Genomic DNA, 23,545 nt, shown 5'->3' with positions numbered 1-23,545 from the left:
GGCTTATTTTGCTAGATGTTCTGCACGTTTAAAGACAAGGGTATTGCCTTCAGACTCGGCGGCATTAAATTGATAACCCTCTAGATTAAATTCTTTAAGTTGTGCCTTATCACTTAATCTTTCTTGAATAATAAAACGGCTCATTAAACCTCTTGCTTTTTTAGCATAAAAACTAATCACTTTATATTTGCCATTTTTCTCATCAAGAAAAACAGGTTTAATAATTTCCGCATTGAGTTTTTTTGGGTTGACTGATTTAAAATATTCATCAGAGGCTAAATTAACCAAGATATTATCCCCTTGAGCTTCAAGGGCGTTATTTAACGTTTCAGTAATTATGTTACCCCAAAACTGGTATAGATCACTGCCTTTTTTATTGTTCAGTTTTATGCCCATCTCTAAGCGGTAAGGTTGCATTAAATCGAGTGGGCGCAATACGCCATATAAACCGGAAAGGATACGTAAATGCTGTTGTGCAAATTGAAAGTCGTCATCTGTGAAAAGTTCAGCGGCTTGCATTCCGGTATAAACATCACCTTTGAACGCTAAAATGGCTTGTCGCGCATTATCGGGTGTAAAGTCAGGTTGCCATTCACCAAAGCGAGCCGCATTTAGTCCTGCCAATTTATCACTAATTTTCATTAAGCTTGCGATATCACTGGACGACAGTTTTCGACATTCTGTAATAAGTTGTTGGGAATATTTTAGCAATTCAGGCTGGGTGAACTGCGTTGTTGCTAAAGGCGATTCGAAATCCAGTGTTTTAGCTGGTGAAATAGTAATTAGCATAATTCCCTCAATAGTTATTTTGATTTAGTTCTACTATAGCAAATTGTTTGGTAGATAAGTTAAATCATAATAATAGGAAAAAACAATACTTTCACCAATGTGCCATAAAATAGACATATTAAACGATTCAGCCTGAGTTGTTATTCTGTTTTTTGCTACTTTTGTTTTGCGAAATCGTTTGGCATTCAAATAATTGCTTTCGATGAATCTAAGCATCTTGTAGTGTGAGCAGTCCATGTTATTATCAATAGATATCCGCAGGTGACTGCAAACAGATTTACCTAGTAGATGAGATAAACAAAATGACCAACAAATTAACTTCTTTGCGTAAACTGACTACAGTTGTAGCTGATACAGGTGACATTGCAGCAATGAAACTGTATCAACCTCAAGACGCAACTACCAACCCTTCTTTAATTTTAAATGCAGCCCAAATTCCTGAATATCGTAAATTAATCGATGAAGCGATTGAATGGGCGCGTTCACAAAGCGATTCTCGCGAGCAACAAATCGTTGATGCGTGTGATAAACTTGCTGTCAATATCGGTTTAGAAATCTTAAAACTGATCCCAGGTCGTATTTCAACAGAAGTTGACGCACGTCTTTCTTATGATACCGAAGCCTGTATCGTCAAAGCGCGTCGTTTAATTAAACTGTATAACGAAGCGGGTATTAGTAACGATCGTATCCTGATTAAACTTGCTTCTACATGGCAGGGTATTCGTGCAGCTGAGCAATTAGAAAAAGAAGGTATCAACTGTAACCTAACTTTACTGTTCTCTTTTGCTCAAGCTCGTGCATGTGCAGAAGCTGGTGTATACCTGATCTCTCCATTCGTTGGCCGTATTATGGATTGGTATAAAGCCAATACAGATAAAAAAGAGTTTGCACCAGCAGAAGATCCAGGTGTTATTTCTGTAACTGAAATTTATAACTACTATAAAGAGCATGGTTATAACACCGTCGTTATGGGAGCTAGCTTCCGTAATATTGGTGAAATTTTAGAATTAGCAGGTTGTGATCGCCTAACTATTTCTCCTGCGTTATTAAAAGAGTTATCAGAAGCACAAGGTGAAGTAGAGCATAAACTATCCTTTAATGGTGAAGTTAAATCACGTCCTGCGCCAATCACTGAAGCTGAATTTTATTGGCAACATAATGCTGATCCAATGGCCGTTGATAAATTATCTGATGGCATTCGTAAGTTTGCAGTTGATCAGGAAAAATTAGAAAAAATGATTGCAGATTTATTATAATCTGGCGTTTAATTCTTATAAAAACTGACAACACCCACTTTAAATAGGGGGGTGTTGTCTTTTTTTTTATTGCAAAATAATATTTAAAATAATTTTAAGATTAAATTGATTTGAATAAATAATTTATCCGGTAATAATTATAAAAATTAATTATTAAAAACATCCTATTTATTATTGGTGAATTATGAAAAAGATGGTTTTGGCAACAGTACTGGCATCGCTCTTTTTTAGTAGTGTTGCTATGTCAGAAGATAAAACAGCCTTCTCTTTACCTGCGATTGAAAAAAGTGCGGAAGAAGGGAATGCCGCTTCTCAGTATCAACTTGGTGTTAAATATGAAGGTGGCGAAGGTGTAGAACAAAATACACAAAAAGCATTGGAGTGGTACACAAAAGCGGCTGAACAAGGTCATGCAGAAGCGCAATTAAATTTAGCGTTAATGTATGATATGAATGATGATATTGAGCGTGATGCTGAAAAAGCGGTTTATTGGTATAACAAAGCGGCTGTTCAGGGACTCTCTTTAGCACAATACAATTTGGCCGTCTCTTTTGATGAAGGAGATGGAGTAGAGCAAGATCATGAAAAAGCAGTGTATTGGTATACAAAAGCCGGTGAACAAGGTGATAGCGATGCGCAGTATAATTTAGCGATTTCATATGATGAAGGTATTGGTATCGAACAAGATCATGAAAAAGCGGTGACTTGGTACACTAAAGCCGCAGAGCAAGGTCATGCTGATGCACAATACAACTTAGCTGTCTCTTACGATGAAGGCGAAGGGGTCGAGCGTGATGGTAGCAAAGCGGTATTCTGGTATACCAAAGCGGCAAATCAAGGTAATCGAGATGCGCAAAATAACCTTGGTGTGATGTATGACGAAGGTGATGGTGTAGCAAAAGATCAACGTAAAGCGAACGAATGGTATAAAAAAGCTGCGCTACAAGGTAATGGCTTGGCACAAAATAACCTTGCAATAAACTATTATTATGGCAAAGGGGTTAAACGTAACTTGAAAGAAGCCTATGCATGGTTTGCTGTTGCTGTAGAAAATGGTGAAGGTGATGAGGCTATGCTAAAACGAACCGCCCGTGCCCTCAATGCTGCCCAATTAGCAGAAGCTAAACTTTTAGCTGCTTCTTATATTGCTAAATATCTTGATGACTAAGATTAAATCATCAATGTGATAAAAAACGGGAGTATAAAACTCCCGTTTTTTTATAGCTAAAATAACATAATAGCTTTTACTGAGATTGTTTTTAATTCACCCGTGTTCTCGTGTTAATATCAGCACGCTAATTGGCAGTTATTGATTAATTTGAGGTTGATATGAATGAATTACGTATAGGACTGGTTTCTGTTTCTGATCGTGCATCCAGTGGTGTTTATGAAGATAAAGGCCTGCCCGCTTTAGAAGCTTGGCTAAAAAAAGCAATCACAACCCCTTTTCATATCGAATCACGTTTGATCCCCGATGAGCAACTGATGATTGAACAAACATTATGTGAACTGGTTGATGAAGCAGGATGTCACTTGGTTTTAACAACGGGAGGCACAGGGCCTGCTCGTCGTGATGTTACGCCTGATGCAACATTGGCGATTGCTGATAGAGAGATGCCAGGCTTCGGTGAGCAAATGCGCCAAATCAGTTTGAAATTTGTTCCTACGGCGATTTTATCTCGTCAAGTGGGAGTTATTCGTAATCAAGCCTTAATTTTAAATTTACCGGGACAGCCTAAAGCGATCGCAGAGACATTAGAGGGATTAAAAGACAGTGAGGGACAGGTGATTGTCAGTGGTATTTTTGCCAGTGTTCCTTATTGTATTCAATTATTGGATGGCCCTTATATCGAAACTAACGAAGAAATTGTGGTTGCCTTTAGACCTAAATCAGCACGCCGTTCTACATCTGCTTAATACATTGCATCGGTTGTTTTTGTTATTAATATTGAATGTGAGTACGTTTTGCCCTAATAAGATTAAATAAGAACAACCTGCTACTTTTACCTATGAGTGATGATTTATTGATCATTGAGATAACCCGCTTTGTGTAATAATTGATTGAAACTGTTATATTTCAATTGGTTATTTTTTATATTAATGGATTATCGCTGTTGTTTTACATCATCATAATGGGTTAAAGACAATGCTTGCTATAACCTATTGATATATAATATTTATTTTTTATATTGTTATTTTACTAGATCTTTTTTTTATCTTTTTACTATTTTTTTTTATTTTTCCCCTTGATGAATGTATTTATGACCCCATCTATTTTTCAACTGCAATTACCACTATTGAGTTGCGTTGATGTTTATCCGCTTTGTGATGATATTGAGTCCATTAATTTTTTGACTTGAAAAATGAATATTCATCCTCATATAGATTGGTAATCAAATTGATAAAGAATTCTCTTTGGAGGCGTTTAAATGGGTAAAATTATTGGTATTGACCTGGGTACAACTAACTCTTGTGTTGCTGTAATGGACGGTAAGAATGCCCGGGTTATTGAAAACGGTGAAGGCGATCGTACCACTCCTTCGATTGTTGCATATGCACAAGATGGTGAAATTCTAGTTGGTCAACCGGCAAAACGTCAGGCTGTGACTAACCCACAAAATACATTATTTGCCATCAAACGTTTAATCGGTCGTCGTTTCGAAGACGCGGAAGTACAACGTGATGTTTCTATCATGCCTTACAAAATTATTAAAGCTGATAATGGTGATGCATGGGTTGAAGCACGTAACGAAAAAATGGCTCCACCACAAGTTTCTGCTGAAGTATTGAAAAAAATGAAAAAAACAGCGGAAGATTACTTAGGTGAACCAGTTACAGAAGCTGTTATTACAGTTCCTGCTTACTTTAATGATGCGCAACGTCAAGCAACTAAAGATGCGGGTCGTATCGCGGGTTTAGATGTTAAACGTATTATTAACGAACCAACAGCTGCGGCATTGGCTTATGGTTTAGATCGTGAAGTGGGTAACCGCACTATCGCTGTTTATGACTTAGGTGGTGGTACATTCGATATCTCTATCATCGAAATTGATGAAGTTGATGGCGAAAAAACCTATGAAGTTCTGTCAACCAATGGTGATACTCACTTAGGTGGTGAAGACTTCGATAGCCGTTTAATTAACTACTTAGTTGATGAGTTTAAGAAAGAACAAGGTATTGACCTGCGTAATGATCCATTGGCAATGCAACGTCTGAAAGAAGCTGCAGAAAAAGCAAAAATTGAATTATCTTCAGCTCAACAAACAGATGTGAACTTACCTTATGTTACTGCTGATGCGACAGGGCCTAAACACTTAAATATCAAAGTGACTCGTGCAAAACTGGAATCTTTAGTTGAAGACTTAGTAAAACGTTCAATGGATCCAGTAAAAGTTGCATTAGAAGATGCGGGCTTGAAAGTTAGTGAAGTAAACGACGTTATTCTGGTTGGTGGTCAAACTCGTATGCCTATGGTACAAAAAACTGTGGCTGAGTTCTTCGGTAAAGAACCACGTAAAGACGTTAACCCAGATGAAGCTGTTGCTATGGGTGCTGCTGTTCAAGGTGGTGTATTAGCTGGTGATGTTAAAGATGTTCTGTTACTTGACGTGACTCCACTGTCTTTAGGTATTGAAACTATGGGTGGCGTGATGACTTCGCTGATTGCGAAGAATACCACTATCCCAACTAAACATAGCCAAGTATTCTCTACCGCTGAAGATAATCAATCAGCTGTAACTATTCACGTATTACAAGGTGAGCGTAAACGTGCGAGTGATAACAAATCACTGGGTCAATTTAACTTAGATGGTATTCAACCTGCACCACGTGGTATGCCACAAATTGAAGTGACTTTTGATATCGATGCTGATGGTATCTTGCATGTATCTGCAAAAGATAAAAACAGTGGTCGTGAACAAAATATCACCATTAAAGCTTCTTCAGGTTTAAATGAAGAAGAAATCCAAAAAATGGTACGTGATGCAGAAGCTAATGCAGAAGCAGACCGTAAATTTGAAGAGTTAGTGCAAACACGTAACCAAGCAGATCAATTAGTTCACGGTACACGTAAACAAATTGAAGAAGCGGGTGACAAATTAGCGGCTAACGATAAAGAAGCTATCGAAAAAGCGTTAAGCGAATTAGAAATTGCTTCTAAAGGTGAAGATAAAGCTGCTATTGAAGCAAAACTGCAAGCGTTAGTTGAAGCTTCAAAACCTCTGTTAGAAATTGCACAACAACAAGCTCAAGCGGGTGCAGGTAATACTGCCGATGCAACTGATGCAGGTGCGAAGAAAGATGACGATGTTGTCGATGCAGAGTTTGAAGAAGTAGACGGCAAAGATAAAAAATAATGCCCTTAACGGGCCGCGGTAACTCAATGATGAACAGTTACTGATACCGAAACACGGGCGTCGAGGCAACTCTACGCCCGTGTGCTTATGTCAAGGGTAATCCAGAATGGCGAAAAGAGATTTTTACGAAGTACTCGGGTTAAGTAAAACAGCCGATGAAAAAGAGATCAAACGTGCTTATAAGCGTTTAGCGATGAAATATCACCCAGATCGTAATCAAGGTGATAAAGATTCGGAATCTAAATTTAAAGAAATTAAAGAAGCTTACGAAGTTCTTAGCGATCCACAAAAACGTGCGGCCTATGATCAATATGGTCATGCTGCCTTTGAACAAGGTGGTTTTGGTGGTCAAGGCGGTGGCGGCTTTGGTGGCGCTGACTTTAGCGATATCTTTGGTGATGTATTTGGCGATATTTTTGGTGGTGGTCGTCGTCAACAACGTGCTGCACGCGGCTCAGATTTGCAATACAACATGGACTTAACGCTAGAAGAAGCTGTTCGTGGTATTACCAAAGAGATCCGCATTCCAACCTTAGAAACCTGTGATAAATGCCACGGTAGTGGGGCAAAAGAAGGCACATCAGCGGAAACTTGCTCAACATGTCATGGGGCAGGTCAGGTTCATTTACGTCAAGGTTTCTTCACCGTTCAACAACCATGCCCTACTTGTCATGGTCGCGGTAAAGTAATTAAAGAGCCTTGCTCTAAATGTCATGGTGATGGCCGTGTTGAGCGTTATAAAACCTTATCAGTTAAAATCCCGGCGGGAGTGGATACCGGTGATCGTATTCGTTTAAGTGGTGAAGGTGAAGCGGGTGAGCAAGGCGCACCGGCGGGCGATCTGTATGTACAGGTTCATGTTCGTCAGCACCATATATTTGAACGAGATGGTAATAACCTCTATTGCGAAGTACCTATTAACTTTGCGGTTGCAGCATTAGGGGGAGAAATTGAGGTGCCAACTCTCGATGGTCGTGTGAAACTAAAAATTCCAGCAGAAACACAAACTGGCAAAATGTTCCGCATGAAAGGCAAAGGTGTTAAATCTGTACGTAGCCATGGTGTCGGTGATTTAATGTGCCGTGTTGTTGTTGAAACGCCAGTGAAACTGAATGAAAAACAAAAGCAGCTTATGGAACAGCTAGGTGAATCATTTGGTGGTAAAGGTGGTGAAAAAAATACACCGCGCTCTAAGAGTTTCTTAGATGGAGTAAAAAAATTCTTTGATGATTTAACCAAATAATTTTTGCGTTATCTTCATTCCCAAAAAGCCTGATAATGTATTGCCTATCAGGCTTTTTCTTATTAATTTCATAAAAATACCTAGAAACTTATTCTCTGTTATCTTCAATACTCATTCCTCTCTTATTTCATTAGGTATCCTCTGGTAACAAAAAAGGTTGAACAATATTATCTTCACCTCTTATTATTCTTGTGAGTAAATTATCAACTATTCTTAATAAAAAGCACACTATAGTCACAATAATATGGATAAAAAATAGAATGTTTACCTATTTTCTATCAATTCTTGTTTTAAATGTGAATTATTACTTATATTTATCATAAAAAATAATTGTATCAATAGGTTGTATTTTATTTTTTTTATTTTTGTTTTTTATCTTTCGTGATATTACTTATTGATTATTTTTTACATAATCCCTTCTTTACTCTTGATATAAGCGATTGAGATCGAAAAAGCCGAATTATTTTTGCTAAATAATCTGTTTTTTACGAATTCATAATTAGCATATTATTAACACAAATAGACATTTTTAGGTTAACAATATGACAGCAATTATTAGACAATTTTTAAGATTAGAGGCATCAGGCGGTATTCTTCTGATTGTTGCTGCTATTATCGCATTAATAATGGCGAATACACCTCTTAGTGCTTTGTATAATGAGTTTTTATCTATCCCAATAATGATTAAATTTGGGGCATTAGAGCTAGATAAGCCGTTGATCTTATGGGTTAACGATGCACTCATGGCCATCTTTTTCTTAGTGGTAGGATTAGAAGTCAAACGGGAGCTAAAAGAAGGTTCATTAGCGCAACGTGATCGCGCTATTTTTCCTGCAATTGCAGCAGTAGGAGGAATGTTAGCACCTGCTTTGATTTATCTATTTTTTAATCATGGCGATGCGATTGGTCAACAAGGATGGGCTATTCCGGCAGCAACAGATATTGCTTTTGCTCTAGGTGTAATGGCGTTACTAGGGCGTCGCGTTCCTGTGGAATTGAAAGTCTTTTTATTAGCGCTAGCCATTATTGATGATCTTGGTGTCATTGTGATTATTGCTCTCTTTTACTCTAAGAGTGTGGCATTAGTCCCGTTATTATTGGCAGCGCTAATCACCATCATGTTGTTTATTCTTAATTGGCGTAAAGTGAGTAATACAGCAGTTTACTTAGTCCTAGGCTTTATTTTGTGGGTGTGTATTTTGAAATCAGGTATACATGCCACAATAGCGGGAGTGATTGTTGGATTCCTGATCCCATTAAGAGATAAAGAGGGGGCTTCACCGTCGGAAGAGTTAGAGCATGTTTTACACCCGTGGGTTGCCTACTTAATATTACCGCTATTTGCTTTTAGTAATGCGGGGGTTTCTTTAAATGGCGTTACCCTTGATGGCATGTTATCGACCTTACCCGTTGGTATTGCGTTAGGGCTTTTCTTAGGTAAGCCGATTGGGATTTTTCTCTTTAGTTGGGTTTCGGTAAAACTAGGGATTGCAAAATTGCCAGATGCGATTAATCTTAAGCAAATATTTGCCGTTTCTGTTTTATGTGGTATCGGTTTTACTATGTCTATCTTTATCGCAGGTCTTGCGTTTGAAGGTGCTATAGAAGCCTATAATACATACTCTAAACTGGGTATTTTAGTTGGCTCCACCATGGCTGCTGTTGTGGGATATTTATTGCTTAACTCTGTTTTACCGAAGTTGAAGCAGAAGCAAAAATAGCGAAATTGAGTAGGGAACTCGTTTTCTAAACACAATAAAAACCGAGCTATAAACATAAACCTACGGCGCAATACCTTGTATTGTGCCGTAGGTGTTTTTATGAGGATTGGAGAAAGGAACACCAATCGCTAATGCGTTGTTAACGAAGTCTGTGTGATGAGATCACAGAAGTTGAAAGGAAAATCACTATGCGTGTGTCACATCTCAATTTTAATCATCTTTATTATTTTTGGCATGTGTGTAAAGAAGGCTCTGTTGTAGGGGCTGCGGAAGCGCTGTATCTGACACCTCAGACAATTACAGGGCAAATTAAAGCATTAGAAGAAAGATTAGGGGGGAAATTATTCAAGCGTCAAGGGCGCGGATTAGTTCCCTCTGAATTAGGTCAGCTTATTTTTCGCTATGCCGATAAAATGTTTATGCTGAGCCAAGAGATGCTAGATATTGTCAACTATAGTCGAGAATCTAACCTGTTATTTGATGTTGGGGTTGCCGATGCGCTATCCAAACAACTTGTTAGTCGTGTATTAGAAACGGCGGTTATTGATCATGAACAAATACATTTACGCTGTTTTGAATCGACTCACGAATTGTTGTTAGAGCAATTAAGTCAGCATAAGTTAGATATGATTTTATCTGATTGTCCCGTAGATTCCTCACAACAAGAGGGGCTGTTCTCTGTTAAATTGGGTGAGTGTAGTGTCAGTTTTTTCTGCAGTCAGCCAATACCAGAAAAGCCATTTCCAGAATGTTTAGAAGATAGAAAATTGCTTATCCCTGGTCGACGCTCTATGTTAGGTCGTCATTTGTTAACTTGGATACGCAATAAAAATCTTCAAGTAGAAATTTTAGGTGAATTTGATGATGCCGCATTAATGAAAGCATTTGGTTTAAATCATAATGCTATCTTTGTTGCACCTTCTATTTATACCAATGAGACATTTGTCCAAAGTAATATTGAGGAAATAGGCACATTAGACTCGGTAAAAGAAGAGTATTACGTTATTTTTGCTGAACGTATGATCCAGCATCCGGCAGTACAACGTGTATGTAATACCGATTTTTCAGCTTTGTTTAGTGGTGAAAAGAAAGCCAATAACGAATGAAATACGTAGAGTTTGCATAGACAGAATGTAAAAAAACCGGCCTAAGCCGGTTTTTTAAACACAAAAAACAATAATTACATTGCTTTGATTTGTGCTTGCAGATTAGCTTTATGACGTGCTGCTTTATTCTTATGAATTAAGCCTTTAGTTGCCTGACGGTCAACAATTGGTTGCATGTCATTAAATGCTTTTTGTGCTGCTTCTTTATCACCAGAAGCAACTGCTGCGTATACTTTTTTGATGTAAGTACGCATCATTGAACGACGGCTTGCGTTGTGCTGACGACGCTTTTCAGACTGAACCGCACGTTTCTTAGCTGATTTGATATTAGCCAAGTTCCAACTCCCAAATATATTCTAGCGAGGACAATACAAAGGTGAAGGAATATGCCTTTTCAACCTAAGTTTGTCAATGGATTTATACAAAATTAGCGTCGTTGTACGCGACACTGGTTTCGTTGTGATGGCGCAAGATTTTATCAGTTAAGACGGGTAGAATACAGTCTTTTGAGTGAAAAAATCATCAAAATCGTGTATATGAGTAATAAATAATAGATTCTAAGCGGATCTACGGTTGATTTTGTGCGATTTTATAACCAACAAGTGAGTAATCGTTTATTTTTTGTTAGCAGTGAGCATGTTAATTTAACAATCATAGTGAATTGACAAAGCAAGATATTACTCACCAATAAACATTGATATATTGGGTTACTCTCGAGCCTTTGACAAGGTATAATCCAATTATTTCCACGGTATTGAGCCAGTTATGGAGCTAATTCGCGGTATACAGAATATTCGAGCACAACATCATGGTTGTGTTCTAACAATTGGCAATTTTGATGGTGTCCATCGCGGTCATCAGGCATTATTAAAACACTTGAAGCAAGAAGCATCACGTCGTGGCCTACCTACTGTTGTGATGACATTTGAACCTCAACCTCTGGAGTTTTTTTTGCCAGAGAAAGCACCTGCTCGTCTAACGCGCCTACGCGATAAGATAAAATATTTGGCAGAGTGTGGTATTGATTACCTGTTATGTGTCAAATTTGATAAGCAATTTGCGGCACAAACACCGGAAGAGTTTGTTTCATCACTCTTAGTTGATAAATTAGGTGTGAAGTTTTTAGCCATTGGCGATGATTTTCGTTTTGGTAAAAATAGAGCAGGTGATTTTCATTTTTTACAACAAGCCGGTGCTCGATACGGATTTGAGGTGGCAAATACCGAAAGTTATTGTGACAAAGGATTACGTATTAGCAGTACGGCGGTACGAGAAGCCTTATTCAATGACGATTTAGCATTAGCTGAATCATTGCTTGGGCACCCTTATAGCGTTTGTGGACGCGTGGTACATGGTAATCAATTAGGCAGAACTATTGGTTTTCCAACCGCCAATATTCCCATGAAACGCTTAGTGGCACCTGTTGCTGGTGTTTATGCGGTTGATGTTTATTTAGCCGACCATCAATCGCCTTTAGCGGGGGTGGCTAATATTGGCAGTCGTCCTACCGTAAAAGGTAAGGGTGTACAATTAGAAGTTCATTTAATCGACGTTAATATGGATTTATATGGACGTCGTATTGATGTTGTGTTACGAAAGAAATTACGTAATGAACAGCGATTTGCATCATTGGATGCGTTGAAACAGCAAATCGCAAATGATGTGGCTGCTGCTAGGGATTTTTTATTGCAGCGGTCGGAGTCATAAACTAGCGGAAACTTGGAACTGAGAATCGAATGAGTGACTATAAAAATACCCTGAACTTACCAGAAACAGGGTTCCCTATGCGCGGGGATTTAGCAAAGCGCGAACCAGAAATGTTATCACGTTGGTACAAAGAAGGTTTGTATCAAGCTATTCGTCAAGCTAAAAGTGGTAAGAAAACATTTATTTTGCATGATGGCCCTCCTTATGCCAACGGCAATATTCATATTGGTCACTCAGTAAACAAAATTCTCAAAGATATTATTATTAAATCCAAAGGGCTGTCAGGCTTTGATTCTCCGTACATTCCAGGATGGGATTGTCACGGATTACCTATTGAATTAAAAGTTGAACAAATTGTAGGTAAACCAGGAGAAAAAGTCTCTGCAGCTCAATTCCGCGAGGAGTGCCGTAAATATGCTTATGAGCAAATAGAGGCGCAGAAAAAAGATTTTATTCGTTTAGGTGTGCTAGGAGATTGGGACAAACCTTATCTCACTATGGACTACAAAACGGAAGCCAATACTATTCGTGCATTAGCGCGTATTATCGCTAATGGTCACCTATTAAAAGGGGCAAAACCTGTTCACTGGTGTACGGCTTGTGGTTCATCGCTAGCTGAAGCGGAAGTGGAATATTACGATAAAACCTCTCCTTCTATCGATGTGCGTTTCCGTGCGGTTGATTCAAACGCTGTAGCGGCTAAATTTGGTGTCGTCACTGATAAACCTATTTCTTTAGTTATTTGGACTACCACACCATGGACATTACCTGCTAACCGTGCAATTGCATTAAATGGCGAATTTAATTACGCATTAGTTTCATTTAATGATGAGTGCGTCATTTTAGCGGCAGACTTAGTTGAACACGTTATGAAACGTATCGGTGTCACAGACTGGGCTGTTTTAGGTGAATGTAAAGGTAGTGATTTAGAATTATTGCGCTTCAATCACCCATTTATGGGCTTTGATGTGCCAGCCATTTTAGGCGATCACGTTACATTAGATGCCGGTACAGGGGCTGTTCATACCGCGCCGGGTCATGGTCCTGATGACTTTGTTATTGGTCAAAAATATGGTTTAGAAGTGGCTAATCCGGTTGGACCTAATGGTTGTTATCTTCCTAATACGTATCCGACCTTAGATGGTGTGTTTGTTTTTAAAGCTAATGATGTGATTGTTGAGTTACTAAAAGAAAAGGGTGCTCTATTACATCATGAAGCAATGCAACATAGTTATCCTTGCTGTTGGCGACATAAAACACCGGTTATCTTCCGTGCCACTCCACAATGGTTTATCGGTATGGATAAAAATGGATTACGTCAACAATCCTTAAAAGAGATCAAAGGTGTTAAATGGATCCCTGATTGGGGCCAAGCACGTATTGAGTCAATGGTGGAAAACCGTCCTGACTGGTGTATTTCTCGTCAGCGTACTTGGGGAACACCAATGTCGCTGTTTGTGCATAAAGAAACACAAGAGCCTCATCCTCGTACTCTAGAGTTAATGGAAGAAGTCGCTAAGCGTGTAGAAGTGAGTGGTATTCAAGCTTGGTGGGACTTAGATATCCGCGAACTGTTGGGTGATGAAGCTGATGACTACATGAAAACACCTGACACACTTGATGTTTGGTTTGATTCAGGATCAACGCACTCAACCGTAGTTGATGCTCGTCCTGAATTCCATGGTAATTCAGCTGATCTCTATTTAGAAGGTTCAGACCAACATCGTGGTTGGTTTATGTCTTCTCTTATGATTTCAACGGCAATTAAAGGCAAAGCGCCTTATCGTGAAGTATTAACACACGGTTTTACCGTAGATGGACAAGGCCGTAAAATGTCGAAATCCATTGGTAATACTGTTAGCCCTCAAGATGTAATGAACAAACTGGGTGCGGATATTTTACGTTTATGGGTTGCCTCCACCGATTATACGGGTGAAATTGCGGTTTCCGATGAGATCTTAAAACGTTCTGCTGATACTTATCGTCGTATTCGTAATACAGCGCGTTTCTTCTTAGCGAACTTAAATGGCTTTGATCCAGCTAAACATCAAGTTAAACCTGAAGAGATGGTAATACTTGATCGTTGGGCGGTCGGTCGTGCGAAAGCGGCACAGGAAGATATCCTCAAGCATTATGAAAACTACGATTTCCATAATGTTATTCAGCGTCTAATGCAGTTCTGCTCAGTAGAAATGGGATCTTTCTATCTAGATATCATTAAAGACAGACAATACACTGCGAAAAGCGACAGTGTTGCTCGCCGTAGTTGTCAAACTGCGCTATACCATATTATCGAAGCATTAGTACGTTGGATGGCACCAATTATGTCGTTCACTGCGGATGAGATTTGGGCACAGTTACCGGGTGAGCGTGCGAAATTTGTGTTCACTCAAGAATGGTACACAGATTTATTTGGTTTAGAGGCATCTGAAACCTTAAATGATGAGTACTGGGCGGAATTATTAGCCGTTCGTAGTGAAGTCAATAAGGTGTTAGAGCAAGCTCGTACCGATAAGCAACTACGTGGCTCTTTAGAAGCGGCAGTAACACTGTATGCGGATAAAGCCTTAGCGGAAAAACTGAATGCATTAGGAAACGAATTGCGTTTTGTTTTACTTACCTCTCAAGCGACCGTTGCTGATATTCATGATGCGCCAGAAAACGCGTTAGCATCTGATATGGCGGGGCTGAAAATTGTCTTGAGTAAAGCGCAAGGTGAAAAATGTCCACGTTGCTGGCACTATGCAACTGACATTGGTCAAGTGGCGGAACACGCTGATTTATGTGGTCGCTGTGTTACTAACGTAGCCGGTAACGGTGAAGAACGTAAGTTTGCTTAATTGATGAAGAAAACACTTTGCTCTACAGGTTTACGCTGGCTCTGGTTGGCTATTGCTGTAGTGGTGTTGGACTTAGGTACAAAACAGTATTTCATGCAGACATTCCGTCTGTATGAATCTGTGGCTGTCATGCCTTTTTTCAACTTCACTTATGCTCATAACTATGGCGCAGCTTTTAGCTTTTTAGCCGATAAAGGCGGATGGCAACGTTGGTTTTTTGCATTAATCGCACTGGCAATCTGCATTGTCTTAGTGGTGATGATGTATAAAAATAAAGCGAGTGCCAAGCTAAGTAATATTGCTTATGCGCTTATTATAGGCGGAGCATTGGGTAATCTTTCTGATCGTCTGATCCATGGATTTGTCATCGATTTTCTGGACTTTTATGTCGGTGATTGGCATTGGCCTACTTTTAATATTGCTGATGTGTCTATTTGTCTTGGTGCAGGTTTAATTATCATTGAGAGCTTTTTCCCTGATAAGAATGCTAGCCCACAAGAAGCCAACAAGCAGAAGTAATCTGACAGATCAGTTAACTAAAATAACCCCTGCCTAATGGCGGGGGTTACGCTTAATAGAAGGTATTAGTATGAGTATGCAGATCCTCAATAATAGTGCGGTATTGCTGAATTTCACCTTAAAATTGGCAGACGGCTCTGTTGCTGAATCTACACAAGCACATGGAAAACCGGCGTTATTTCGTCTTGGTGATGAAAGCTTATCGCCTGCTTTAGAAGCAGAGTTGGTAGGACTTAAAGAAGGGGAAAAGAAAACCTTCACGCTTGCGGGGGAGCATATTTTTGGTAAATATAATCCTGATCTTATTCAATACTTTATGCCTTCTGATTTTGCGCAATCCGGTATTCCTGAAACAGGTACCATTATGCTGTTTACGGCAATGAATGGTAATGAAATGCCAGGAATTGTGCAGGAAGTGACGGAAGATTCTGTTACTGTCGATTTTAATCATCCATTAGCGTTACAAGATGTCACATTTGATATTGAAGTCGTCAGTATTGATCCACAGGAGGAAACAACAAATGCAAATATTGCTGGCTAACCCACGAGGCTTTTGTGCGGGTGTTGACCGAGCTATCAGCATTGTTGAACGTGCATTAGAAATCTATGGCGCGCCAATTTATGTACGCCACGAAGTGGTTCATAATCGCTATGTAGTCAATGATTTACGCGAACGTGGTGCTATTTTTATTGAAGAAATCTCCGAAGTGCCGGATAACGCTATTTTGATCTTCTCAGCACACGGTGTTTCTCAAGCTATTCGCCAAGAGGCACGCTCTCGTAATTTAACGATGCTTTTTGATGCCACTTGTCCTTTAGTGACCAAAGTACATATGGAAGTCGCAAGGGCGAGCCGTAAAGGTAAAGAGGCCATTTTAATTGGCCATGCCGGACACCCAGAAGTTGAAGGGACGATGGGGCAATACAATAACCCAGAAGGGGGAATGTATTTGGTTGAATCGCCAGATGATGTATGGAAACTAAAAGTGAAAGATGAATATAATCTTTGCTTTATGACACAAACCACATTATCAGTCGATGATACTTCCGAAGTGATTGATGCCTTAAATAAGCGATTCCCTAAAATCATCGGGCCTCGTAAAGATGATATCTGCTATGCGACAACCAATCGTCAAGAAGCTGCTCGAGAGCTTGCAGAGCGTGCCGATGTCGTGTTTGTTGTTGGCTCTAAAAACTCATCTAACTCAAATCGATTAGCAGAGCTTGCACAACGTGCAGGCAAACCCTCTTATTTAATCGATAGTGCTGAAGATATTGATGAAATATGGGTAAGCCATGCCAATATTGTTGGGGTGACAGCAGGAGCATCAGCACCAGATATTTTAGTTCAACAAGTCTTAGCACGATTAAAGGCCTTTGGTGCAGAAGAAGTGATTGAGCTATCTGGCAGAGAAGAAAACATTGTTTTTGAAGTGCCAAAAGAGTTACGTCTTGACTATAAAGTAGTCGAATAATAACAATAGCTATAAACATTTAATTTACCAAGCAGAGCCAAGGCTCTGCTTTTTTTATCTCCTTTTTTATAAATCGTAAAATTTAATGAATAATCATGCGGTTCATCGCTTTTGCTGATGATCTCTATCCTTTTGTTCGTTTTTCTTATTATCGTCGTTAAATGCTGGCATCAAACGAATGACATCGTTAATCTGTAAAGTATTAATAAAGATCATAAGTGTTACTAAGGAGAACATAGATTATGTCTGCAACAGAACTTCGTCTTGCGGTAGTGGGGGCTGGAGGGCGTATGGGGCGCCAGCTGATCCAAGCGATTAATCAGCAACAAGGTGTGGTATTAGGTGCTGCTTTTGAACGTACTAATTCTTCATTGATAGGGGCTGATGCAGGAGAGTTAGCGGGAATTGGTCATATCGGTATCACTGTTACTGATAATTTATTAGCTCAAGTCGGGCAATTTGATATTTTAATCGATTTTACGCGTCCAGAGGGTACGTTGTCCCATCTGGCATTTTGTGTTGAGCATCATAAAGGCATGATTATTGGAACTACCGGTTTTGATGAAGAAGGTAAAAAAGCCATTAATTGTGCTGCACAAACTATTCCTATTGTCTTTGCTGCTAACTTTAGTGTTGGCGTTAATTTAGTGCTTAAATTATTAGAAAAGGCAGCTAAAGTGATGGGATCTTATAGTGATATTGAAATTGTAGAAGCTCACCATCGTCATAAGGTTGATGCACCATCTGGTACGGCCTTAGCGATGGGCGAGTCGATTGCAGAGACTTTAGGTCGTGATCTGAAAGATTGTGCGGTTTATCAACGAGTTGGACATACAGGAGAACGTGATCCTCGCAGTATTGGCTTTGCGACTATTCGTGCAGGGGATATTGTGGGTGAACACACTGCTATTTTTGCAGATATTGGTGAGCGAGTAGAGATTAGCCATAAGGCATCGAGTCGAATGACCTTCGCAAATGGCGCAGTTAAGTCAGCTATTTGGCTAAGTGAAAAAAAATCTGGTCTTTATAATATGAAAGATGTGCTTTCTTTAGAAGAATTATGATTTTGTTTTATATTTAATTCCTTGAAAACCCATGATTATTTATATTATTTATGGGTTTTTATTGTTGTTTGTATAGTTTTTGTTTGTTGTTTTTATTTTTTAATAATTTCCTTTGTTTTCTTCCGTTTTTATAGTTAAAATTTCGCTTAAGTCTCTTTTTTTCTTTTTTTTATCATCTTTTTAAAATATCTTGGTAAGCAAACGGTTAAATTTGTAAGATGGGTGATGGAAATTGTCACTTAGCTGATTAAATTGCTAATGATTGATATTTTTTTAATTAAAAGAGTGTTTTTTCTAGACATCTGCTCATGGGATCTTTAGAATGCGCCCAATTTGCCAAAAATTTGCCCAAATTTATGTTTTTGGCATTGATTTAGAGTCTTAAATCTGAATTAATATGCATGAAATGTGATTTATTATTCTCTGGAGGGCGTTTTGATTAAATCAGCTATACTGGTTCTAGAAGATGGGACCGAATTCCACGGCAGGTCGATAGGCGCAGAAGGCGCTGCTATCGGTGAAGTCGTTTTTAATACTTCCATGACCGGTTACCAAGAAATATTAACCGACCCTTCTTACTCCCAACAAATTGTTACTCTCACCTATCCTCATATTGGCAATACCGGCGTTAATTCCTCAGATGAAGAATCAGCAACTATCCATGCTCAAGGGTTAATTATTCGCGATTTACCCCTAGTGATGAGTAATTATCGTGCCGAAGAGAGCTTAGCCGATTACCTTAAACGTCATCAGATTGTGGCGATAGCTGATATTGATACACGTAAATTGACGCGATTATTGAGAGAAAAAGGCGCACAAAACGGTTGTATTATCGCAGGCACTCATCTTGATGCTAAACAAGCGCTTGAAAAAGCGAAAGCGTTTCCAGGATTAAAAGGAATGGATTTGGCGAAAACGGTGACAGTGAAACAACCTTATCAATGGACACAAGGCAGTTGGACATTAAAAGGGGAGTTGCCCGCCACTAAATCACCACAAGATCTCCCTTTACATGTGGTGGCCTATGATTTTGGTGTGAAACGTAATATTTTACGTATGCTGGTGGATAGAGGCTGTCGAGTAACAGTGGTTCCAGCACAAACCTTAGCCCAAGAAGTGTTAGCGCTCTCACCTGATGGCATTTTTCTCTCTAATGGTCCGGGGGATCCAGAGCCCTGTGATTATGCAATTGACGCCATCCAAACTTTCTTAACTACCGATATTCCAGTATTTGGTATCTGCTTAGGGCACCAATTATTAGCCTTGGCGAGTGGTGCAAAAACCGTAAAAATGAAATTTGGTCATCATGGTGGCAATCATCCCGTTAAAGATTTAGATAATAACAGTGTGATGATCACCGCCCAAAACCACGGCTTTGCTGTTGATGAAGTATCGTTACCTGATTGTTTAAGGGTGACACATAAATCACTATTTGATGGTTCGCTACAAGGTATTCATCGCACAGATAAAGCTGCATTTAGTTTCCAAGGTCACCCAGAAGCGAGCCCAGGGCCTCATGATGCGGCACCGCTTTTTGATCACTTTATTGAACTTATTGAGCAATATCGTCAAAACCTGCAATCAGTGACAAACAAATAAATCAGGAGTGAAAAAATGGCTAAAAGAACAGATATTAAAACAATCCTGATTTTAGGTGCAGGCCCGATTGTGATTGGTCAAGCGTGTGAATTTGACTATTCAGGCGCACAAGCGTGTAAGGCACTGCGCGAAGAGGGATATCGTGTTGTTTTGGTAAATTCAAATCCTGCTACCATTATGACAGATCCTGAAATGGCAGATGCCACTTATATTGAGCCTATTCATTGGCAAGTGGTCAGAAAGATTATTGAGAAAGAGCGCCCTGATGCCATATTACCGACAATGGGCGGACAAACGGCATTAAACTGTGCCTTAGAATTAGAGCGTCAAGGGGTGTTAGCTGAATTTGGCGTAACAATGATAGGTGCAACGGCTGATGCTATTGATAAAGCGGAAGATAGACAACGCTTTGATAAAGCGATGAAAAAAATTGGTCTGGATACGGCTCGTTCAGGCATCGCTCATACTATGGACGAAGCATTTGCAGTGGCTGACCAAGTGGGTTTCCCTTGTATTATTCGCCCTTCATTTACTATGGGGGGAACAGGGGGCGGGATCGCCTATAATCGTGAAGAATTTGAAGAAATTTGTACTCGAGGTTTAGATTTATCACCGACCAATGAACTATTAATTGATGAATCATTAATTGGCTGGAAAGAGTATGAAATGGAAGTGGTGCGCGATAAAAATGATAACTGTATTATCGTTTGCTCCATTGAAAACTTTGATGCGATGGGTATTCATACTGGTGACTCTATCACGGTTGCTCCAGCGCAAACGCTAACAGACAAAGAATATCAAATTATGCGTAATGCCTCGATGGCCGTATTACGCGAGATTGGGGTTGAAACCGGTGGCTCCAATGTGCAATTTGCCGTTGATCCTAAAACAGGGCGTTTAATAGTTATTGAAATGAACCCTCGTGTTTCTCGCTCATCAGCATTAGCGTCAAAAGCAACAGGTTTCCCAATTGCAAAAGTCGCGGCAAAACTTGCAGTAGGTTATACCCTCGATGAGTTGATGAATGATATCACTGGAGGAAGAACCCCAGCCTCTTTTGAACCTTCTATTGATTATGTAGTGACTAAAATCCCTCGCTTTAACTTTGAAAAATTTGCCGGTACCAATGACCGTTTAACCACGCAAATGAAATCTGTTGGTGAGGTGATGGCTATTGGGCGCACTCAACAAGAGTCAATGCAAAAAGCATTACGCGGACTAGAGGTTGGTGCAACTGGGTTTGATCCTAAAGTAAACCTCGACGATCCTGAAGCGCTCACCAAAATTCGTCGTGAATTAAAAGAAGCCGGATCGGATCGCATTTGGTATATCGCGGATGCTTTCCGCGCTGGAATGTCGGTTGATGGGGTGTTTAATCTCACCAATATCGATCGTTGGTTCTTAGTGCAAATAGAAGAGATTGTTCGCCTAGAAGAGCAAGTGGCACAACTTGGTTTAGCTGGTCTAAATGCTGATTTCTTGCGTCAATTAAAACGTAAAGGTTTTGCTGATGCGCGCCTAGCTAATATCTTGAATGTGAAAGAGCAAACCATTCGCCAATTAAGAGAACAATATCAATTACACCCAGTTTATAAACGGGTTGATACTTGTGCGGCAGAATTTGCTACGGATACCGCTTATATGTACTCCACTTATGAAGAAGAGTGTGAGTCGGATCCAAATCAAGACAAACCTAAAGTGATGGTCTTAGGTGGTGGTCCAAATCGTATTGGTCAGGGGATAGAGTTTGATTATTGTTGTGTTCATGCCGCTCTAGCATTACGGGAAGATGGGTATGAAACCATTATGGTCAATTGTAATCCAGAAACGGTTTCAACGGATTATGATACCTCCGATAGACTTTATTTTGAGCCAGTCACCCTTGAAGATGTATTAGAAATTGTACGGATCGAAAAACCACAAGGCGTGATTGTGCAATATGGTGGTCAAACGCCATTAAAATTAGCAAGAGCTTTAGAAGCTGAAGGGGTGCCTGTTATCGGCACCAGTCCTGATGCAATCGATAAGGCAGAAGACAGAGAACGTTTCCAAAAAGCCGTGGATAAGTTAGGGTTAAAACAACCAGAAAATGCCACAGTGACGACATTAGAAGAAGCGGTAGAGAAGGCAAAATCTATTGGTTACCCGCTGGTGGTACGTCCATCTTATGTCCTTGGTGGACGAGCAATGGAAATTGTTTACGATGAAATTGATTTACGTCGTTATTTCCAAACGGCGGTCAGTGTTTCTAATGATGCTCCCGTACTGTTAGACCGATTCCTAGATGATGCCATTGAAGTAGATGTTGATGCGATTTGTGACGGTCAGCAAGTGGTGATAGGCGGTATTATGGAGCATATCGAACAAGCGGGTGTTCACTCTGGAGACTCTGCTTGCTCTCTACCTGCTTATACTTTAAGCCAAGATATTCAAGATATAATGCGCAAGCAAGTACGTGAACTCGCTTTTGAATTAGGCGTTAAAGGGTTGATGAACGTACAGTTTGCGGTGAAAGGTAATGATGTTTATCTTATCGAAGTGAATCCTCGTGCCGCACGTACAGTGCCTTTTGTCTCTAAAGCAACCGGTGTGCCATTAGCAAAAGTTGCTGCTCGAGTGATGATAGGACAAAGTCTTGAACAGCAAGGCGTTACCAAAGAGGTGATCCCTCCTTACTACTCGGTTAAAGAGGTGGTACTTCCCTTTAATAAATTCTCAGGTGTCGATCCTATTTTAGGGCCTGAAATGCGATCTACCGGTGAAGTGATGGGGGTTGGTGCTACTTTTGCACAAGCTTTTGCTAAAGCGATGTTAGGTAGCAATTCCACCATGAAGAAAAAAGGAAGAGCGCTACTTTCGGTTCGCGAAGGTGATAAAAAGCGTGTCGTTGATTTAGCAACTAAGCTATTGAAAAATGGTTTTGAGTTAGATGCAACACATGGTACTGCCATTGTCTTGGGGGAAGCCGGTATCAATCCTCGCCTAGTGAATAAAGTGCATGAAGGGCGACCTCATATTCAAGATAGAATTAAAAATGGTGAGTATGACTATATTGTCAATACGACTGCCGGTCGCCAAGCTATTGAGGATTCAAAACTGATCCGCCGTAGTGCATTACAATATAAAGTTCACTATGACACTACATTAAATGGCGGATTTGCGACAACACTGTCATTGAGTGCTGATCCTACTATTGATGTTATTTCAGTCCAAGAGATGCATGCAAAGATAAAAAAATCTTAATTTTTTAGTTGTTGTTATAACAATCCCGAATAGGTATTAATTACCTATTCGGGATTTTTCTTTTTTTCTATGTAATAGAAAAAAGAAAGCCCCACATAACGACATGTAGGGCGAGTGCAAAACAAAGAGGTGGGTGCAGATCTTTTTTCAAGAATGGAGGCAAGAAAATAAAATAAGTAAATTTCTTTGTTTTAGCGGATTGATTTTGTCTTTTTTAGATGTCAGTGTCAACAAGAATATTTATTAGTTATTCATGTAACATGTTGTTTTAATTTGATTAATTTTAAAAAAATACTACCAGTAAGGTATAGAGGTGAGGGAAAATTCTGCTACTATAGCGGTGGGTGCTTGGATCGTTTTGGTTCAAGCATTGCGCTAGAGCCAAAAAGACAAAAGCCCCGAATTTTATTTTCATAAAATCCGAGGCAGTCTCAAAGCTCAACAACTTGATTCTGCCTCCTTTATTAAAAGGAGTCAATCAAATTGACGAAAATAACCTTATTTGGCATTACGGTTGTCTGTGTGACGGTACTTATGTTTGCTTTAATTGTCGGTGAACGATTATGTTCGCTTAACATTAGTAACGGAAACATGGTCGTTCAAGCTATTTTGATGTGTCATCAATAGC

General features: G+C 39.6%; 18 protein-coding genes. 16 read left to right on the top strand and 2 right to left on the bottom strand.

All coding sequences use genetic code 11. The features are described 5' to 3' along the window. Positions 1-3: 3 nt before the first annotated feature. Positions 4-789, bottom strand: a complete 786-nt coding sequence (gene yaaA, locus AACV01_RS03590; protein ID WP_004245218.1) for a peroxide stress protein YaaA — start codon at positions 787-789, stop codon at positions 4-6. A gap of 302 nt (positions 790-1,091) precedes the next feature. Between yaaA and tal the strand changes: the two genes are divergently transcribed. The 7 genes from tal to nhaR all read left to right on the top strand — a co-directional run bounded on the left by tal (position 1,092) and on the right by nhaR (position 10,470). Beyond that, on the top strand, positions 1,092-2,045 hold the full coding sequence (gene tal, locus AACV01_RS03585; RefSeq protein ID WP_004248961.1) for a transaldolase: 954 nt from the start codon (positions 1,092-1,094) through the stop codon (positions 2,043-2,045). A gap of 184 nt (positions 2,046-2,229) precedes the next feature. Then, a complete protein-coding gene (locus AACV01_RS03580; protein WP_004245216.1) occupies positions 2,230-3,213 on the top strand; it encodes an SEL1-like repeat protein in 984 nt (327 codons plus the stop codon). 161 nt (positions 3,214-3,374) lie between these two features. Continuing rightward, positions 3,375-3,962: a molybdopterin adenylyltransferase gene (gene mog / locus AACV01_RS03575; protein ID WP_004245215.1), complete on the top strand. Its 588-nt coding sequence runs from the start codon at positions 3,375-3,377 to the stop codon at positions 3,960-3,962. A gap of 512 nt (positions 3,963-4,474) precedes the next feature. Continuing rightward, the gene (gene dnaK / locus AACV01_RS03570) at positions 4,475-6,400 is read left to right on the top strand and encodes a molecular chaperone DnaK (protein WP_004248962.1); all 1,926 of its coding nucleotides are present in this window, start codon (positions 4,475-4,477) and stop codon (positions 6,398-6,400) included. Between the two features lie 106 nt (positions 6,401-6,506). Beyond that, on the top strand, positions 6,507-7,643 hold the full coding sequence (dnaJ, locus tag AACV01_RS03565) for a molecular chaperone DnaJ (protein WP_004245212.1): 1,137 nt from the start codon (positions 6,507-6,509) through the stop codon (positions 7,641-7,643). Between the two features lie 542 nt (positions 7,644-8,185). Then, positions 8,186-9,364 carry a Na+/H+ antiporter NhaA gene (gene nhaA / locus AACV01_RS03560; protein ID WP_004245211.1) on the top strand — a complete coding sequence of 393 codons (1,179 nt, stop codon included), beginning with the start codon at positions 8,186-8,188 and terminating at the stop codon, positions 9,362-9,364. A 188-nt stretch (positions 9,365-9,552) separates the two neighbouring features. Next, positions 9,553-10,470 (top strand): transcriptional activator NhaR, encoded by a 918-nt coding sequence (nhaR, locus tag AACV01_RS03555; RefSeq protein WP_004245210.1) that lies wholly within the window; start codon positions 9,553-9,555, stop codon positions 10,468-10,470. A gap of 74 nt (positions 10,471-10,544) precedes the next feature. Here nhaR and rpsT read toward each other — a convergent pair whose 3' ends face one another. Continuing rightward, positions 10,545-10,805, bottom strand: coding sequence for a 30S ribosomal protein S20 (gene rpsT, locus AACV01_RS03550; protein WP_004248964.1), 261 nt, complete (start codon positions 10,803-10,805; stop codon positions 10,545-10,547). Between the two features lie 430 nt (positions 10,806-11,235). On the opposite strand from rpsT, the gene ribF reads away from it, so the two are divergent. The 9 genes from ribF (at position 11,236) to AACV01_RS03505 (ending at position 23,544) form a co-directional block, all read left to right on the top strand. Continuing rightward, positions 11,236-12,177 carry a bifunctional riboflavin kinase/FAD synthetase gene (gene ribF, locus AACV01_RS03545; RefSeq protein WP_004245208.1) on the top strand — a complete coding sequence of 314 codons (942 nt, stop codon included), beginning with the start codon at positions 11,236-11,238 and terminating at the stop codon, positions 12,175-12,177. 29 nt (positions 12,178-12,206) lie between these two features. After that, positions 12,207-15,017, top strand: a complete 2,811-nt coding sequence (gene ileS / locus AACV01_RS03540; RefSeq protein WP_004245207.1) for an isoleucine--tRNA ligase — start codon at positions 12,207-12,209, stop codon at positions 15,015-15,017. A 3-nt stretch (positions 15,018-15,020) separates the two neighbouring features. Continuing rightward, on the top strand, positions 15,021-15,536 hold the full coding sequence (gene lspA, locus AACV01_RS03535) for a signal peptidase II (protein WP_026164640.1): 516 nt from the start codon (positions 15,021-15,023) through the stop codon (positions 15,534-15,536). Between the two features lie 70 nt (positions 15,537-15,606). Beyond that, complete coding sequence (gene fkpB, locus AACV01_RS03530; RefSeq protein ID WP_004245205.1) at positions 15,607-16,077, top strand: FKBP-type peptidyl-prolyl cis-trans isomerase; 471 nt, start codon at positions 15,607-15,609, stop codon at positions 16,075-16,077. Then, positions 16,058-17,011, top strand: coding sequence for a 4-hydroxy-3-methylbut-2-enyl diphosphate reductase (gene ispH, locus AACV01_RS03525; RefSeq protein ID WP_161682447.1), 954 nt, complete (start codon positions 16,058-16,060; stop codon positions 17,009-17,011). Before fkpB ends, ispH begins: the two co-directional genes overlap by 20 nt. 242 nt (positions 17,012-17,253) lie before the next feature. Continuing rightward, complete coding sequence (dapB, locus tag AACV01_RS03520; protein WP_012367441.1) at positions 17,254-18,075, top strand: 4-hydroxy-tetrahydrodipicolinate reductase; 822 nt, start codon at positions 17,254-17,256, stop codon at positions 18,073-18,075. 435 nt (positions 18,076-18,510) lie between these two features. Beyond that, the gene (carA, locus tag AACV01_RS03515) at positions 18,511-19,674 is read left to right on the top strand and encodes a glutamine-hydrolyzing carbamoyl-phosphate synthase small subunit (RefSeq protein WP_161682445.1); all 1,164 of its coding nucleotides are present in this window, start codon (positions 18,511-18,513) and stop codon (positions 19,672-19,674) included. A 15-nt stretch (positions 19,675-19,689) separates the two neighbouring features. Next, on the top strand, positions 19,690-22,917 hold the full coding sequence (carB, locus tag AACV01_RS03510) for a carbamoyl-phosphate synthase large subunit (RefSeq protein ID WP_049200827.1): 3,228 nt from the start codon (positions 19,690-19,692) through the stop codon (positions 22,915-22,917). Positions 22,918-23,400: 483 nt separating this feature from the next. After that, positions 23,401-23,544: a Hok/Gef family protein gene (locus AACV01_RS03505; protein WP_012367444.1), complete on the top strand. Its 144-nt coding sequence runs from the start codon at positions 23,401-23,403 to the stop codon at positions 23,542-23,544. Position 23,545 lies beyond the last annotated feature (1 nt).

Origin of the sequence: Proteus sp. G2609 (assembly GCF_963896135.1) — a bacterium.
In the GTDB taxonomy this organism is placed as follows: domain Bacteria; phylum Pseudomonadota; class Gammaproteobacteria; order Enterobacterales; family Enterobacteriaceae; genus Proteus; species Proteus mirabilis.
This window is presented reverse-complemented; position numbering and strand designations above follow the sequence as displayed.